The following is a 15674-nucleotide window of genomic DNA, read 5'->3' as shown; positions in this document are numbered from 1 at the left end:
CCCGCGGCCGACTCGAGACCCGTATCGACACGTGGTGAGGTGTCTTGGTCTCTTGGTCTCGATACGCTCGCTAGCGCTCGCTACTCGACCACCGGGTGCGCCGGTGCCGGTGGTCGAGTAGGCCGCCCGCGGCCGACTCCCAGTCGCAAACCCGGTGGTCGAGTAGGCCGCCCGCGGCCGTATCGAGACCCGTATCGACACGTGGTGAGGCCTCTTGGTCTCTTGGTCTCTTGGTCTCGATACGCTCGCTAGCGCTCGCTACTCGACCACCGACGCTCGCTAGCGCTCGCTACTCGACCACCGACGCTCGCTACTCGACCAGCGAGCCGACGGCTACCCCTTGATCTGCAACCTCTCACTGTTCGACGTCGAGCCTGCGATCGTGTCATTGCCGGCATACGTCGCGCGCAACGTGTGATTGCCGCGCGACAGTTTCGGCACGGCGACCTTCGCGGTACCCGTCGCGTCGAGTGTCGTGCGGATCGTCGTGCGGTCGACGGTGAGCGTGACGGCGCCTGACGGCGGCGTCGCCGCCTTACTCGTCACCGTCACCGTCGCCGTGACGCTCTGCCCGGAGGACACCGTCGACTTCGACAGCGACAGCGTGGCCGTCGACTCGTATTTCACAACCACCGCCGGCGACACTGCCGATGCAGACGGCAGCCCCTTCTTCGACGCCGTCACGAGTACGGTGATGCTGGCTCCCTGATCGGCCGACGTCACCTTGTACCGCGACGACGTCGCCTTGGCGATGTTCTTGCCGTTGGCCTGCCACTGATAGCTGAACTTCAACCCGTTCGGGGTCCAGCTGCCCGGCGACGCCGTCAGCGTCTGCCCGACCACCGCCATACCCTTGATCGCCGGAGCTGCCGTATTGACCGGGGCACTCGGCTGGGCTTCGACCGTCGACACCGCCACGACGGTCGTGCGACCGGTGTCCCCGTACTCAACGAGGCCGAGATACCTCGCATCCTTCTTCAGCTTGGTCCACGACGCCTGATACGTCACCGGCATACCCTGAACGCCCGCGAGCGTCGAAGGCGTGACGGCAAACGAGCCGACCCCGGCACCCGGCAGCACCGAATAGGTGGTCATGTCGAACGCGGTCGATCCGCTGAAGTCGTCGACGTAGATCAGGTAGTAGCCGGCATCCGCGTTCGGCAGGTCGACACGCTCATCGGACGAGCTCGTCGCTGACTGCCAACCCGCCACCGGGTTGCCATTCGGCCCGTCCAGCAGGTACACGGTCAGGTCGAGGTCGGCCGTCTTGTTGACGGCGACGAGGTCGAACCGTTGCAGCTGCACACCGGTCGGCACCTGCACCTCATAGCTGAACTCGGCGCCCGGCGTGCCCGACCCGCTGTGCGGGCTGTGCTTGTCCGCGGCGTCTGGCAGCGTCACTCCGGTGGCCAGCCCGCTGGTCTTCAGCGCGATTGGCCCATTGCCGCCCGGCGTCACCGTGATGCCGACCGATCCGTCTCGTCCGGTTCCGGATGCCGCCGCCGGCGCCACGATCGTCACCGGTCGCACCGCGATCGGACTGTGCACGATGGTCGAACCGCTCACCCAGTCGAGCGAGCCGGTCGCGAACGAGTCGAGCGGAGCATCCGTTCTGGTGAACGTCACCGAATAGCTCTGCGACTCACCTGCTGCGCCGAACGTCAGCGTCGACGGTGAGACGACCGCGTCGATGCCCGGAATCGAGATCGGCTTGGCCGTGAACGTGCCGGCTTGCGTGCTCGTGACGGTGCGGGTGACGGTCTTCGGCGCGGTCATCGCACCGACCGAAATCGACGCCAAGTTCAGGTTCGACGGGTCGATCGGGGCGACCCCAACGTCATAGCCGATGCCCTGAATGTACGCGTACCAATCCGCCGTGCCGCTCAAGTAGAGCAGCCCCGGGTTGAAGTACTTCGTCGGGTCGACGTGCCCGGCACCCTGGGTGAATGGGTCGGTTACGGGGGCGCCGGATGCGTCGACCGTGTTGTAGGCCGTCGTCATCATCGCGCTCTTGATCTCGGATGGCGTCGCATTCGGATGCACGCCGAGATACAGCGCCGCGAGCCCAGCAATGTGCGGCGTGGCCATCGACGTGCCCGACTCGAATTGGAACGTCGGCGTGGCACCCTGCGCGTTCGCGCCGTCGGCGATGATCGCGACGCCCGGCGCCGCGATGTCCGGCTTCAGGATGTCGCTGCCATCTGCTTCGACCGGCCCGCGACTGGAGAATCCGGCGACCTGCGGGGTCGGCGGCGTCACCCCTGTCGTATTGCCCGGCGTGAACGTCACCGTTGCGCCGGGTGTCGCGGCGTAGGTGCTCAACGGGTCGTAGAACTGCGCGTCGAGGTGGATCGTCGGCACCGAGTGCTCGTCGAGGTCGGTCGAGCCGGGCGTCTTGTTGACCAGCAGCATGCCGATGCCGCCCGCGCGCTTGACCTCAGCAGACTTCGCCACGCGGTCATAGGTGCCGCGTTGGCAGAACACGATCTTGCCCGTCACCTTCGTTGGGTCGAGCGAATTCGGTCCGCACAGGATGGCGTCGCTGACGCCCGCGTTGGCCACGAGGTCCGCCCGCACGAGGTCGCCGGTCAGAGGGGTCGCTCCTGGCGTCGTATCCACCGTGATGGATGCCCCGGCGTACGCCTGCCTGTTGCCGAGCGTCGCCGTCGCCTCATAGCTCGGGATGCTTGAGGCCGCGACCGTGGTCTCCCACGGTGCCGCATTGTCCAGCGTCGATGCGCCCGGTCCGGCATTTCCGCCAGCTGCAGCGACGAAGATCCCGGCGGATGCCGCGCCCAGGAATGCCTGATCCGTCAGGGACACCGTCGTGGTGGCCGCACCGCCACCGATCGAGAAGTTGATCACGTCGACGCCGTCGGCGACCGCCTGGTTGATGGCGGCGAGCAGGTCGCTGGTGGCGCATCCGTCGTCGGTTGTCACTGTCGGGTCGGGACCTTCCCAGCAGGCTTTGTATGCGGCGATCTTCGCGGCTGGCGCCATTCCGGAGATCACGCCGTAGGACGTGCCGGCGATCGACGCGGGCACGCCGTTGTTGCCCGCAGCGGTGCTCGCCGTGTGCGATCCGTGGCCGTCGCCGTCACGCGGCGAGACGTATTCGCCGGTCGATGCGTTGCCGATATTGCCCGCGCCGAAGCCGTCGAGGTAATACCGCGCGCCGATGAGCTTCGTGCTGCAATCGGACGCCGTGAACTGCTCACCGGTCTGGCAGACGCCGTGGAATGTGTTGCCGTCCGCCTTCGCAAACGTGATGGTGCTGCCGTCCAGGTAGGGGGCCGCGCCCGGTGTGGTACCCAGTGGTGCACCGGCAAACGACGGATTCTCCGGCGCGATGCCGGTGTCGATGTCACCGACGACGATGCCGGCCCCGGCCTTGTCCGTTCCGCCGACTCCCGCCCAGACTCCGGAGCTGCCGTCGAGGCCGAGGAAGCTGTAGTCCGATTCTGCCTGCACGTGCTGGATCGCATCCGGGGTGACCGCGACCACGCCCTTGGTCGCCACAAGTTGCGCGGCCTGCTTTGCACTCAGCTGGGCCGAGAACCCGTTGAGTGCGACCGTGTAGGTGTAGCCGAGCGACACCCCAGCGGCGTCGGCGACCTTCTTCTGCTGCCCTTTCAGATAGCCGGAGTATGCCTTCACTTTCGCCGATTGCGGGGCCAGTTTGTGACCGGGCTGCGGCTTCGTCGCCGCGTACCCTGAAACGTCGCCCGTGTAGGTCGCCGCAGCATCCTGCGCAAGGGTCACGATGTATTTGCCGGGCTTGAAGTGAGTGACCGGCTGCGGCAGGTTGAGCCCTGATCCAGTGCCCGGCGCCTGGGCAGGTGCAGGTGCCGGGGCCGCCGAGGCCGCACGGCCGCCGGCGAGCGCGAGGCCAGAGCCTACAAGAGCCGCGACCGCGGTGACGGTCAGTGCTCTGAAGAGGCGTGTCGATACTGGTGGCTTGAATTTGTGACCCGCTGCCCTGTCCGACAATGCCCTATCCAATCCGTTTGAATGCACTTAGTGATTGCTGGCAGTCGGGTCTGCACGTGGTTTAGAACATAGCGCATGCCTGCCCCTCAAACTAGGGGCATTCTTTCGAGGGTCGCACGCAAAGCAACGCGGATGGGCGCGCGAATTGGCGCCAGACGGGTTGAACATTGTCGAACAATCAGGCTGGCGGATCTCGTCGCGGCGGCATAGATGTGCGCTAATTTCCCCGGCCACTGCTCTGCAGGATGGCTAGGCTTGTGGCGAATGTTGTGCACTCGTCGCAACGAACGCGGTGGATGGGCCCCAACCAGTGGAGGTGCCAGTTGGCCGAGATCTCACAGCCCACAGAGGGCATGGTGATCACCCATTTCATCGTGTCGGATGACATCGAGCGTTCCCGACGCTTCTACACGGAAGTGCTCGGCGGAACGGTCGTTTTCTCGAAAGGGCCGATCAATGTCGCACTAGCTAACGGATTCGTCGTCATCAATGCGGGTGGAGGCCCGACCGACGACAAGCCCACCGTGACCCTGGCGACGCCGGACGATCCCGACCGGGTCAGCAGCTTCCTGAATATCCGGGTCAAAGACATCCACGCCGTATACGCAGAATGGAGCGCGCGCGGCGCTCAATTCCTGACGCCGCCGAAGCAGCACCAGTACGAGATCCGTTGCTACATCCGCGATCCCGACGGGTACCTGATCGAGGTCGGACAAACCACCGACCCAAATGGTGACTGGATGCCGTCCGTGTCGGAGCCGTGACGTCCGCGTCGGACTTCGAGGATGATCTAAGCCCACACGGTCCGTTGGCCGCGACGGGCCTTAAGAATTCATCGGCCCGGCAGCCGATTCCTGATCTCCTGAAGAATCCATTCATTGCCGTCAGGATCGTTGAAAGCCGCGAAAGAACCGTAGTCCGCATGCTGCGGGTCGGGCCCGGGCACCCGCTGCGTGCTTCCAGCGTGACGGAAAACTCCGCCCGCGTCGTGGAAAACCTCCGAGATATCGGCCCCGGATTGGGCAAGAACCTCGCGAGCTTCCTCGATGTCGTAAACGGTCAGCTGCAATCCCCGCAGCGAGCCCGGCACGGCGTCAGTGACCCCTGATCCGAATATGATCGAAGCTTCGGACTGCGGTGGGGTGAGTTGCACGACTCGAAACTCATCTCCTTCCGAGAAGTCGGCATCCAGTCTGAATCCCAGCTTCTGATAGAAATCCTTGGCGCGGTCGACATCGGTCACCGGCAGGACGACAACTTCTAGTTTGAGATACACGGTTCGCACTCCTTTGGCAGACGGCCCACTATTTTTTTGACGTTTCTGACGAAGCTGACCGCGATCGTCGAGAGATTGTGTCATGGTGCCGTGGCGCGAATGTCGGTGGTGCGAATCCGCCTCCGAATGTCAGGTATCCGGGCACGCGTTGCAACGTGTCCGCCGTGCTCATGGGGTATGCGCACTCTTGGGGTTGTCGCTTGGTGAAGCCGGACTCAGGCATGATCATTCGCTCCATACCTGACCGCCTTCGGGCGCGAGAGGTTGTTGGTGGGTTCACGATTCTGTGTTGTGTTTTTCATCGGGTTCTCCTTCTGCGGGTCGGGTCAGTGCCCAGCGCTCTGACCGCCATCGACGTGCAGGACTTCTCCTGTGACGAATGAGGCATTTTCCAGATAGAGGATCGCGTCGACCACGTCGTCGATTTCCCCGATCCGGCCAAGCGGATGCGACGCCACAACGTGGTCATCGGGGTCTCCGGCGGATTTTGGCGTGCGTATCACGCCCAGCGCGACGGTGTTGACCGTGATGCCGCGCGATGCATATTCAATTGCCAGCGCCTTGGTGACCGCGTTCAGTCCGCCTTTTGTCAGGGACGCGAGCGCCGAGGGATTTTCGGAGCGGGCATGATCGACCAGGCTCGTGGAGATGTTCACGATGTGGCCGCCATTGTGCACGAGCATTGCAGGAATGGCACGTCGAGAGAACTCGAAGAATCCGCGCAAGTTGACGCCGGTGATCGCTCGAAGTCTTCGTCGGTGTAGTCCGTGAAGGGCTTACCGATAAAGATTCCGGCGCAATTGATCAGTGTGTCAATCCGGCCGAATCGTGCCAGCGTCGCGTCGATCACCCGGGCACCAACGCCGACTTCCGCAGCGTCGCCGGGCACGACAAGCACGCCGGGATCGTCGGAGTCGGCGATGGACCGAGCTGTCGCCGCAACAAGGTACTCGAGGCTGCGGTATCTGGCAACCAACCCGGCCCCGATTCCACCGGAGGCACCGGTGATGACGGCCACCTTCTGGTGCACACCTTCGCCCAGGCTCTCCGCAGCTCCCGACGGATCGCGCTTGCTGCTGGTTACCTGCTGCGCCACCGGGATACTGCTCATTACTACAAAGTGCGCCGCGAACGAAGATTCCGCAAGGATTTGATTGCTATTTGGTCCTCGTTGACCGACTCAATAGTGAGTCGTAAACTCTCGACTGCTCAGCGGCAACCAGCACTGAGGTCTCCCGGTGCAGCCCGGTTTGATTCGCACCTGCAATCGGGGCGGGCGCGAGGGAATCAGCATGCAGCGCAGCGAACGTGACGTAATTATCATCGGTGGCGGTGCGGTCGCAGAAAATGTTGCCGAACGCGCGGTGCAGGGCGGTTTGTCCGCAACCATAGTTGAACACCAGCTGGTCGGCGGGGAATGCTCTTTCTGGGCGTGCATCCCGTCGAAGGCTCTGCTTCGGCCGGCGCAGAGCCTCCACGAGGCGCGAGCCGTTGACGGAGCGGCGCAAGCCGTGACCGGCACGCTTGATGTGGCCGCGGTTCTGCGCCGCCGTGACCGCCTGGTGCATGACTGGTCCGATCAAAGCCAAGTGGATTGGGTTCACGGGGCGGCATTGAACTGATCCGTGGCCACGGTCAGCTTTCCGGCCCAAAGCAGGTGAGCGTGACGTCGCCCGAAGGGACGACCACATTGCTCACCGCGCGCGCGGCCGTGGTGGTGGCGACCGGGTCTGACGCGATCATCCCCGACACCCCCGGCCTGCAAGACAGTGCGCCATGGACGAGCAGGCAAGCAACTAGCGTGAAAGACGTACCCAAGAGCCTTGCGATCGTCGGTGGCGGTGTCGTCGGCGCCGAGATGGCAACCGCGTACTCCGGATTCGGCTGCGCGGTGACGCTCATCGCACACGGCGCGCTCCTGACCAACATGGAACCGTTTGCGGGCGAAATGATTGCTCAGGCTCTTCGCCAGCGGGGCGTTGCCGTGTTACTGAATACGGATGTCTCCAGAGTTGAGCGCACGGCCGAGGGCGTGCGGCTGGATATCCGTGAAGGCGCCCCGATTGTTGTCGACGAGATTCTGGTCGCGACCGGGCGCAAGCCGCGCACGCTCAATATCGGTCTCGAGACAGTCGGACTGACTCCAGGCGGTTGGTTGCCCACCGACGACACGATGCGACTGCCGGGGTTCGAATGGCTGTATGCGGTCGGTGACGTGACTCATCGCGCACTCTTGACACATCAGGGCAAATATCAAGCGCGCATCGCCGGCGACGTGATCGCCGCCCTGGCGATGGGCGATGAGATCTTCGACGAGCCCTGGGGTGCGCATGTGGCGACCGCAGATCACGAGGCGGTTCCCTCCTACCCGACGGTGAGCGAAATCTGGCTGCGGCTGCTCGAGACCTACCGCCTCGGCAAAAGACAAGCGGCAAAGCAAGAGAAGGCAGCCAAGAAAACGACACTACCGAGTAGAACAAAGGGCGAACTCAGCGTTGAAGTGGAGGGCGATCCTCGTCGTCGTCGGACGCGCTCGATGGCCAGCGAACGGGCGTCCAGTCCCCCTCCGGGTCCGTTGTCTGGCCCACTTCGATCAGATGCCCGTCAGGGTCGCGGATGTAGCAGCGGATCTCGTACTCATGCTGTTTCGGCGGCGTCAGGAATTGAGCACCGCGCGCGCTCCATTCCGCGTAGACAGCCTGGATGTCTTTGACCCGGATATTGAGGAAGCTGCTGACCCGGTCGGGATCGTCGGGCGTTGCCAGGGTCACGGTGGGCTTGTCGTCGGTCGGGCCTCCACCGACGTTGATAGTGATCCAGCTGTTGGACAATGCGACGTACGTCAACCCTCCGGAGCCGGAAAACGCGACCCTGCCGCCGAGCACTTCCGTGTAGAAGCGCCGAGAGCGTTCGACACCGTTCGAGACGATGAAGTGGGCCAGCACGATTTCGTCAGGCGGTGGTGGAAGTTCGGTCATCAGGTACCTCCGCAGATTGCATATCACGCCGTTCTGACGCACTGTCTGCAGCCGACGTCTTGACGAACGCGGATCTTGATCTAACCACTGGCGGCCATCCGACGCTAGGTCCCCAACGCGCAACACGTGCAGGGGTGGTCAGCGTTTGATACCGATGCTTTTGCCTTCCGTGTACCTGATCGGCTCCTCCAGAGTGTCGACGAGGAACTGATCGCGGTCTCCTCGTTCCCAGGCCTCCTTCAACCCCGGAGACCCCAGGTCGAAATCCGGCCGGATCTTTTGAAACACAGCCCTCAGATCCAGGTGCAGCTCCGTCATCGTGGGCCGGCCCCAATACCAGTACCCGTTATAGATCTTGAAGATCTTGAGTCCCGGCTCGACGACGAACGTGTGCGGAATCATCGGATCGTGTGGCTCATCTGTGAACTCTTGGATGTCAAGGTCCCCTTGTACAACTCGATCGGGGTCCGATAGAAAAGGCCACGTCGCCCCCAGGGCGTCCCTGAACTCATTGATGTTCAACTGATTATCGGTCGAAATGAGAACAAGTCGCGTATATGCATTTCGGAACTCCGGATACGCGTCGACCAATTGCCGAACAAACTGATGCTCCTTCGGATCGAAGCCGCCTCGAGACAGATGGAGCACCATTGGGTTCCCACCCTGGAGCTCGGACAGAGTCCGCAACCTGCCGGACTGATCGGCCAGCTCATAGTCCGGGAACGTCCCGCCTTCACAAATGTCACTTCGCATCAGGCCTCCAAACGTGAAAGGGTCCGGTCGAATGATCCCACGAATATCAAGCGGATTCAGAGCGGATATCACCGATCGCAGTGACCACCTCCCCATTGACACGTTCTATTTCATCGCGTTATAGTGCGGGCGGTACGCGCTTATGAGCGAGCAGTGCCGGCGATGGGCCAGTCCCTCTCCGAAGTCGGGAGGTCCGCAACGATGGGGATCCACCAACCAGATCAAACCATTTTTCGATCGGTCCTGCCCGAGGATGTCGACTGGAAGCCGTTTCCCGCTTTTCCGCCCTCGGCGCGATTGGCAATCGTGGTTGGTGCACCTTCCGAGCCGGGGCCATACGTCATCCGTGTGAAGCTGCCCGCAGGAGTCAAGCTGATGCCACACCAGCATTCGGAAGACCGGGTCTATACCGTCATCTCCGGTGTCTTCTACGTCGGACTGGGGAGCCGGTTTGACGAAGAACCCATAGACGCCTACCCGCCGGGCACCGTCATTGTGCTCCCCAGCGGCACCCCACATTTCCACTGGGCGAAGTCCGGTGAATACGTCACCCAGGTCTCGGCCATCGGGCCGCTTGGTCTTGAATATGTAGACCCGGCTGACGACCCTCGGAACCAGTAAGGAGGCCGTTACCATGCGATCGGACATCAGACCCGGCAGAACATTCCCCGACTATGCCTTGCCGGATCACACCAACACGGTACACAAGCTCAGCGAGCTCCAAGGTGAAGACCCCCTGATCCTCACGCTGGCGCGGGGCAACTACTGCCCGAAAGAGCATCAACAACACCTGGAGCTTGCTGCGAACTATGCGAAAATCGCTGTGGCTTACACCCAGATCGTCACGATCTCGACCGATGATCATCACAGCACGCAGGAATTCCGCGCCTCAGTCGGTGCCCAATGGCCTTTCCTTTCTGACCCTGATCGGGTGGTGCAGAAGGACCTCGACATCCAGGAATATACCGACCCTGAGCACGACCCGATGATTCCCCACACACTGGTGCTCAAGCCGGGTCTGGTCGTTCACAGTGTTTACAACGGGTACTGGTTCTGGGGGCGCCCGTCCTTCTATGACCTCTGGCGCGATCTGAGCACCGTGTCCAGTGAGATCCGACCGGACTGGGACCTGAGTAAGCCGGGTCTGCGCGAGGCTTGGGATGCCGGCGATTACTCGAGCTTTCACGGCTGGAACAAGCGTGCACAGCAGTCGATGCCGACGTCGTACGGCCCATGAGTTGCTTATGGATGGATTGCGCCGGCCAAACGAGTAGGTGGTAGCGATGCGAACGCCGGTATGCGAACTGCTCGGCATTGAACGGCCCATCGTGCAGGCGCCGATGTCGGCAGCGCCGGAATTGGCGGCGGCGGTCTCGAACGCCGGCGCGCTCGGCATGTTGGCGCTGACGTGGTCCACCCCCGTCGAAAATGTGGTCCGTGAGACTGCCGCGCTCACCGATCGCCCCTTTGGCGGCAACTTCGTTCTCAATTCCGATCAGCATCGCCGCATCGACAAAGCCCTTGAGGCTGGTGTGCGAATCGTGTCGCTTTTCTGGGGAGATCCGTCCACATACGTGGAACAGATTCACGATGCCAAGGGCGTCGTCCTGCACACCGTTGGCAGCGCAGAAGAAGCTCGCCGCGCGGTCGCGGTCGGAGTCGATGTCGTCGTGGCACAGGGTTGGGAGGCCGGCGGGCACGTCTGGGGACAGGTTGCGACGCTCGCTCTGGTGCCGGCGGTGGTGGATGCGGTGGAACCTGTTCCGGTGATCGCGGCCGGTGGGATTGGCGACGCTCGCGGCGTGACCGCGGTGCTCGCGTTGGGTGCTCAAGCGGCCTGGCTGGGCACTCGATTCCTCCTGGCCCAGGAGATGCCGATCCATGAGGAGTATCGCCGCCGCGTGATGAACGCAGACGAGACCGATACTCGGTGGTACGCCGACCTCTATGAGGTCGGATGGCCGGACGCGCCCAACCGCTCCCTGCGCAACTCCACGGCCGACGCGTGGGAGGCGGCTGGTCGACCACCAGCGGGGACTCGGCCAGGAGAGGGGGACGTCATCGCTCGCTTTGCTTCTGGCGAAGAAGTCCTCCGGTACGAGCCGGCAGCACCAATGGTCGGAACCACCGGTGACATCGAAGCCATCTCAATGTGGGCCGGTCAGAGCGTGGCGTTGGCCAAGCGGCGACAGCCGGCCGTAGAGATCGTGGACGAGTTAGTGGCCAACTTGTAAACCGAGTTCAACTTGTAAACCGAGTTTGATGAGCCGCCCCGTAGAACCGCTATCGGACGGGGTCGTTTGGATGCCGAGACAGAGGCGTCACCGTGTCGTGCCGCCACGCGCGCAAGGGCATTGATGCAAGTACGCGCTCAAGTTGCTCTTCGTCGTCTGCGCTGAAGAGGCCCCAGGCGCGCCACTCCCCCGGGGCAAGGGGTGGTCGCCACAACCGAAGCAGATTCCCGTCAGCAGCCAACTCCTTGGAATGTGCGGCCTCCCTGGCGCGCATCTCTGCGACATCGTCTTCGGAGGTGTTAACCGGGACAGTCGTCACCATGTCTACCAGGTACTCCATGGCGCGCGCCCTTTCTCGAGGTTTCCGATGCGAAAGCGACTGCCTCCGAAGTAACACCGACCTCGCCACCATTATCGACTTGGATTCCTCGAGAGAGCAGCCCCCTGGTGATGCTTGCAAAATAAAATGCGCGCGCAGCATCCAAGACTTATAGTCGAGTTTGGGCACGGCAGCTACCCACTTGTCATCATCTGACGGGATCTACGAAGATCCGCCACGACAGGAGGAAAAGTCATGAGCATCATCGACGACGCACTCGCCGCGAACACAACCATCGCCAACGACTACGACCCCGATCGCGCGAAGCCACCAGCGATTCGATCCGGTCCCTCGTTATTTCGACACGGGTTCTCGGCACCCGCGAGATCATGATCATCAACCACAACGGCTGCGGGATGACCATGTTCACTGACGCTGAGCTGGAGGCCCGGCTCCGCGATGAGACGGGCATGGCGCCGATCGCCCCGGCCAAGTACTACAGCTTCACCGATGCCGAGCAGAACACGAGAGAGCAGATACAGACGGTTCGGTCGCATCCGTGGATCGCGTCGGATGTGCCGGTCAGGGGGTTCGTGTACGACCTGGCCAGCCGCCGGCTCGCCGAGGTGTTTCCCAGCGTGCCGACCGCAGCAGCAGAACCACACTAACGGGAGCGACTAAGGTGCTGAGCCAGGCGATGCAGATTGCCGTAGACGCGCTGTGGCACCGACGACGGGCTGGCGGCAGCCAGCAACCGGCTACGCTAACGCAGGCCCGCGCCGCGTTCTTGCCGACCGATTCGCGACATCCGCTGCCGGACGATGTGACCGTAAGCCAGGTGACGGCTAGTGGGGTGAGCGCCTATTGGCTCGACGCCCCTGGCGTGGACGCCAATCGAGTGCTCTACTTTCTGCACGGGGGCGGGTACCAGTTCGGGTCATTGGTCAGCGACGGCGAGTTGGCCGCACGGTTGGGTCGTGCCGGTGGGATGCGCGTGCTCTTTCCCGAATACCGGCTGGCGCCCGAAAATCCCTTTCCCGCCGCGATCGATGACGTCGTTTCCGTATGGCGGTGGCTTCGCACCGATGAGCACGTGAGCGAGCACTCGCTGGCGGTGGCGGGCGACTCCGCTGGCGGGGGTCTCGCTGTCGCCCTCCTCGAGGCCATACGTGACGTGGGCGACGCGTTGCCCGCGGCGGCCGTGCTGATGTCCCCGACTGTGGATCTGACGAGCTCGGGCACGTCCATGACCGAGCGCGTCGACGAGGATCCAATCTCTACTCCAGCCCTGCTGCAGCAACTCGCCTCGGACTATTTGGCTGGCGCGGACCCGAAATCACCCCTGGCTTCACCGCTGTTCGCGCCACTGACCGGCCTTCCGCCGCTACTCATTCAGGTGGGCACCGCCGACCTCCTGCTCAGCGACTCCGAACGCCTAGCCAAGGCGGCCACTGAAGCCGGAGTGGATGTCCAACTCGAGATCGGTTGCGGCCTGCCGCATGTCTACCAGCTGATGCTCGGCACGCCAGAGGCAGCCGAGGCGACAGAGCGCATTGGGAAGTTCCTGCGCGAACGGGTGCGGTAATACGACTGATCACGGGTGCGGTGGTGATGACGTGTTCGACAGCCCTGCAACTCTCAGTTGATCGCCCGCTGCCGCCGCGCCACCATCTCCCTCACGCCGTTGGCGGCGCACTGAGCGGCACCTGCCCGGTCGGCACGTAGGTCGCAGACGACCCGTGCAGGTCGGTGATCACGCCCTGCACGTGCACTGGAATTCCGCTCAGCCAGCCCTGCCACAGCCCGCCCGATAGATCCGTCATGTCCGTCGAGAAGCGTGCCACGCCCGTGACCACCTCGGATACGACCCAGCCTGTGCCGTTCCACACGTCAATTCGGAACTGAGGTCGTGTGTCGTAACTCCAGTGAACGTTCGAATACGTCCACCCTGCAACATTGTCGGCGACGCCGAACGGGCATCCTTCCGGTTGGAGTTCGCCTGAGGCGATGCACGTGTCGATGTAGCGATTGACCGCTGCCGTTGCCGCACTGTCGCTCGCGCCGATCAGTTGCGTGTCCAGAGGTGTCGCCGTCGATGCATGCCCTCCAAATCCCCACACCTCGGCTCGGGTATCTTCGAATGTCCACTCCGCGGTCGAGGCCAGGTGCGCAAAGTACGTGCCGGGAAACACACGTTGCGAAAGGTTGCCATTGGTATGTCCGACAGCGATTCCGGACACCGTCACAGCGGCATCATCAGGCGCACCGACAGAGATCGCGACGGTGCCGAGCTTGACTGGTGCCAGCTTCCAGTGATTCAAGACCAGAAGGTCTTTGCCGGTACGCGCCACGCGGAATGTGGTGTTGTATGTGGCGCCGGCCTGCTTGATCCGCACCGTGATCGTCGCCGCGTCGCCGCGCACCGTGGTCGATCGAATCGTGTAGCCGCTGATCCGGTTCACCGCGGCGCGATACGCGGCATCCGTCAGCAGCGGGTCGGCCTTCGTCGCGGTGACTCCGCCGAGGTGCAGCGCGCTCTCTGCATCGCCCGCTATGAGCGCATGCAGGTAGTCCGCGACGGCTTTCTGGGGTGTATGCAGGGCCACCCCGAGCGCGTACACCGCGGCACCCGCGACGGCCAGGAGAACGATCGCGCTCCCCCCAAGGATCAGCAGGAACAGCTTTCTCCTCCGACTGGGTGAATCGGAATTTCCCGCTGGCTGGCTCATCGATATCCTCTTCGCTCGACCGCGATCGTGGCCGGATCTGGCGACGATTCTAGTGGCGGATCGACGCGTCTGACCATGTGTCTTTAGTTGTGCAAAACGGGCCAGCTACCCCGTACGGCGGGGGCGGCAGATCAATTCGTGGGCCGTCGGCGTCTGCCCGCGCGGGCGGCGAAGTCGTCTAGAGAATGAAGCACGGGCTCCGCTAGCCATATCCGGTTGCGACGTTGGGAATTCGCGGCTCGGAGTATGCCGCGATCTGCGAGGGTCTCAAGCGCGCGGAATGCGGTCGTGGGCACGATGGACAACTCACGAGTGATCGTCTCGTAGTTAAGGACAGGATGCGCTATTGCTAACGCCGCTACGCGTCGCGCGGTGGAGTCGGAGCGCAGGCCGCGCATCTTGTCTTCCCACTCTGCTTCTATGCCGGCGATGTCACGAACAAGCTGGCGTCCGTTGACGACGGCATAACCAGCAGCTCTTGCGAACGCACCAATGATGGGACGGATGTCTCCGCGGCGATATGAGTTGAGCGCGTCGTAGTAGCCGTCGACGTCATGGAGGAGGCCAGCGGACACCGGCACGGTGATATTTTTCGTGACTTCGGCATGGCGCAGCATTGCCTGGGCCAGCGCGCGACCCGTTCTGCCGTTGCCGTCAAGGAACGGATGGATTGTCTCGAATTGTGCGTGCGCGATCGCGACTTGCGCAAACGTGGGGATGTCCGACCGTGCTACAAATGCGACAAGATCATCCATTGCGTGGGGGACGCGCTCGTGATGCGGTGGAACGAAATCGGCGAGGTGCGGGCTGAGCGAACCCCCACCGATCCCGACCTGTTCTTTACGCCATCCGCCCGTAAGCTCGGGAGCGAACGATCCGAGAAGGGCGCTCTGCATCGCGATGATGCTTTCTCCGTCGATGTTGTCGGCGAGTGTGAGTGCCGCTTGCATAGAGCGAACGTTGCGCACGATCTGTGCGGCGTTTCCGGTGCCTCGTTCGCCCAGTTCCGCTTCGGCTATGGCTCGGGCGCCGCTGGTCAGATGCTCGATTTCAGATGACGATGCCGACTCGGTCCGGAGCAAGATCGAAGCGAACGGAAGTCCGCCCCGTCCCACTTCGGCATCGAATCGGGTGAGCAATTGCGTTGCCTCGTCGGCACTGGCGGCGACCTCGCCAGGGATGTCGATCGGGAGATCGGCTATCGGCATTGTGATGGCCGCCGTGTAAGGCAAGCGGATCCGTTCACGTTGCGCACGGGTGAGATCGTCCGTATTGAAGCGTGACGTCCACGCGTGCTCTTCGTGACCGAGTGCCGGCCAGGCACCTGGAGCAGGCTTGCCGGAAGATCGACTGACCATAGCGAGACTACCCCCTCAGCGCAAGCATGCCGAATGC

The 15674-nt window shown here is 63.1% G+C and carries 13 protein-coding genes and 2 pseudogenes; 7 read left to right on the top strand and 8 right to left on the bottom strand.

All coding sequences use genetic code 11. From position 1 onward, the window contains the following. Positions 1-333 precede the first annotated feature (333 nt). Entirely contained in the window at positions 334-3990 is a 3657-nt protein-coding gene (locus QU604_RS04705) for a S8 family serine peptidase (protein WP_308467635.1), read from the bottom strand. Positions 3991-4313: 323 nt separating this feature from the next. Here QU604_RS04705 and QU604_RS04700 point away from each other — a divergent pair, with 323 nt between their 5' ends. Beyond that, positions 4314-4754, top strand: a complete 441-nt coding sequence (locus QU604_RS04700) for a VOC family protein (RefSeq protein WP_308467634.1) — start codon at positions 4314-4316, stop codon at positions 4752-4754. A gap of 68 nt (positions 4755-4822) precedes the next feature. Here QU604_RS04700 and QU604_RS04695 read toward each other — a convergent pair whose 3' ends face one another. After that, entirely contained in the window at positions 4823-5266 is a 444-nt protein-coding gene (locus tag QU604_RS04695) for a VOC family protein (RefSeq protein WP_308467633.1), read from the bottom strand. A gap of 326 nt (positions 5267-5592) precedes the next feature. Next, positions 5593-6377: pseudogene (locus tag QU604_RS04690) on the bottom strand (SDR family NAD(P)-dependent oxidoreductase). Between the two features lie 181 nt (positions 6378-6558). On the opposite strand from QU604_RS04690, the pseudogene QU604_RS22320 reads away from it, so the two are divergent. Then, a pseudogene (locus tag QU604_RS22320) lies at positions 6559-7628 on the top strand (dihydrolipoyl dehydrogenase family protein); the annotation flags it as partial. Between the two features lie 127 nt (positions 7629-7755). Here QU604_RS22320 and QU604_RS04675 read toward each other — a convergent pair. Both QU604_RS04675 and QU604_RS04670 read right to left on the bottom strand, forming a co-directional pair. Continuing rightward, on the bottom strand, positions 7756-8244 hold the full coding sequence (locus tag QU604_RS04675; RefSeq protein ID WP_308467631.1) for a VOC family protein: 489 nt from the start codon (positions 8242-8244) through the stop codon (positions 7756-7758). Positions 8245-8382: 138 nt separating this feature from the next. Beyond that, the gene (locus QU604_RS04670; protein ID WP_308467630.1) at positions 8383-8997 is read right to left on the bottom strand and encodes a redoxin domain-containing protein; all 615 of its coding nucleotides are present in this window, start codon (positions 8995-8997) and stop codon (positions 8383-8385) included. Between the two features lie 375 nt (positions 8998-9372). On the opposite strand from QU604_RS04670, the gene QU604_RS04665 reads away from it, so the two are divergent. Genes QU604_RS04665 through QU604_RS04655 form a run of 3 tightly spaced genes read left to right on the top strand, consistent with a single transcriptional unit; the run spans position 9373 to position 11231 of the window. Beyond that, entirely contained in the window at positions 9373-9618 is a 246-nt protein-coding gene (locus QU604_RS04665) for a cupin domain-containing protein (protein WP_308467629.1), read from the top strand. 13 nt (positions 9619-9631) lie between these two features. Next, positions 9632-10234, top strand: a complete 603-nt coding sequence (locus QU604_RS04660; RefSeq protein ID WP_308467628.1) for a peroxiredoxin family protein — start codon at positions 9632-9634, stop codon at positions 10232-10234. A 46-nt stretch (positions 10235-10280) separates the two neighbouring features. Beyond that, complete coding sequence (locus QU604_RS04655) at positions 10281-11231, top strand: NAD(P)H-dependent flavin oxidoreductase (RefSeq protein WP_308467627.1); 951 nt, start codon at positions 10281-10283, stop codon at positions 11229-11231. Positions 11232-11280: 49 nt separating this feature from the next. On the opposite strand, the gene QU604_RS22140 is transcribed toward QU604_RS04655, so the two are convergent. Beyond that, complete coding sequence (locus QU604_RS22140; RefSeq protein WP_409349994.1) at positions 11281-11571, bottom strand: muconolactone Delta-isomerase family protein; 291 nt, start codon at positions 11569-11571, stop codon at positions 11281-11283. Positions 11572-11966: 395 nt separating this feature from the next. Here QU604_RS22140 and QU604_RS04650 point away from each other — a divergent pair, with 395 nt between their 5' ends. Then, complete coding sequence (locus QU604_RS04650; RefSeq protein WP_308467626.1) at positions 11967-12218, top strand: carbonic anhydrase; 252 nt, start codon at positions 11967-11969, stop codon at positions 12216-12218. 29 nt (positions 12219-12247) lie between these two features. Further along, on the top strand, positions 12248-13135 hold the full coding sequence (locus QU604_RS04645) for an alpha/beta hydrolase (RefSeq protein ID WP_308467625.1): 888 nt from the start codon (positions 12248-12250) through the stop codon (positions 13133-13135). A 91-nt stretch (positions 13136-13226) separates the two neighbouring features. On the opposite strand, the gene QU604_RS04640 is transcribed toward QU604_RS04645, so the two are convergent. Then, positions 13227-14279, bottom strand: coding sequence for a hypothetical protein (locus QU604_RS04640; protein WP_308467624.1), 1053 nt, complete (start codon positions 14277-14279; stop codon positions 13227-13229). A 131-nt stretch (positions 14280-14410) separates the two neighbouring features. Then, positions 14411-15637 carry a Fic family protein gene (locus tag QU604_RS04635; protein ID WP_308467623.1) on the bottom strand — a complete coding sequence of 409 codons (1227 nt, stop codon included), beginning with the start codon at positions 15635-15637 and terminating at the stop codon, positions 14411-14413. Between the last annotated feature and the right edge of the window lie 37 nt (positions 15638-15674).

The organism is Rathayibacter sp. SW19 (assembly GCF_030866825.1).
GTDB lineage: Bacteria > Actinomycetota > Actinomycetes > Actinomycetales > Microbacteriaceae > Rathayibacter_A > Rathayibacter_A soli.
This window is presented reverse-complemented; position numbering and strand designations above follow the sequence as displayed.

What these genes read in the sequence shown, in the direction of transcription:
- QU604_RS04655 (WP_308467627.1), top strand. Translation starts at nt 10,281, where the DNA reads ATGCGAACGCCGGTATGCGAACTGCTCGGCATTGAACGGCCCATCGTG.
- QU604_RS04675 (WP_308467631.1), bottom strand. Translation starts at nt 8,244, where the DNA reads ATGACCGAACTTCCACCACCGCCTGACGAAATCGTGCTGGCCCACTTC.
- QU604_RS04660 (WP_308467628.1), top strand. Translation starts at nt 9,632, where the DNA reads ATGCGATCGGACATCAGACCCGGCAGAACATTCCCCGACTATGCCTTG.
- QU604_RS04635 (WP_308467623.1), bottom strand. Translation starts at nt 15,637, where the DNA reads ATGGTCAGTCGATCTTCCGGCAAGCCTGCTCCAGGTGCCTGGCCGGCA.
- QU604_RS22140 (WP_409349994.1), bottom strand. Translation starts at nt 11,571, where the DNA reads ATGGAGTACCTGGTAGACATGGTGACGACTGTCCCGGTTAACACCTCC.
- QU604_RS04665 (WP_308467629.1), top strand. Translation starts at nt 9,373, where the DNA reads ATGCCACACCAGCATTCGGAAGACCGGGTCTATACCGTCATCTCCGGT.
- QU604_RS04640 (WP_308467624.1), bottom strand. Translation starts at nt 14,279, where the DNA reads ATGAGCCAGCCAGCGGGAAATTCCGATTCACCCAGTCGGAGGAGAAAG.
- QU604_RS04645 (WP_308467625.1), top strand. Translation starts at nt 12,248, where the DNA reads ATGCAGATTGCCGTAGACGCGCTGTGGCACCGACGACGGGCTGGCGGC.
- QU604_RS04670 (WP_308467630.1), bottom strand. Translation starts at nt 8,997, where the DNA reads ATGCGAAGTGACATTTGTGAAGGCGGGACGTTCCCGGACTATGAGCTG.
- QU604_RS04650 (WP_308467626.1), top strand. Translation starts at nt 11,967, where the DNA reads ATGACCATGTTCACTGACGCTGAGCTGGAGGCCCGGCTCCGCGATGAG.